The following is a 215-nucleotide window of genomic DNA, read 5'->3' as shown; positions in this document are numbered from 1 at the left end:
AATACCGAAGATCAATGTTCCGAAATATCCGGTTCCCGTCACCAGTCCTCCCAGTGCGTAAATTCCATTCTGCACAAACGGCCATACAAAAAACAGAAGAATTCCGACTCCGACATATACCAGAGTGGAAATAATCGGTACAAACCGGGAGCCACCGAAGAAGGACAGCGCATTCGGCAGCGTGATTTTGTAATACTTATTGTGAAGCGCCGCCA

At 47.4% G+C, this 215-nt stretch carries 1 protein-coding gene; it reads right to left on the bottom strand.

The annotated features are described in order from the left end of the window. The coding region (locus HJY11_RS14455) for a PTS transporter subunit EIIC (protein ID WP_208076556.1) at nucleotides 1–215 on the bottom strand (215 nt) is incomplete at both ends.

Source organism: Bittarella massiliensis (ex Durand et al. 2017) (genome assembly GCF_017566145.1).
Classification (GTDB): Bacteria; Bacillota; Clostridia; order Oscillospirales; family Ruminococcaceae; genus Bittarella; species Bittarella massiliensis_A.
Note: the sequence above shows the minus strand (reverse complement) of the source record. Positions and strands in the feature narration are given on the sequence as shown.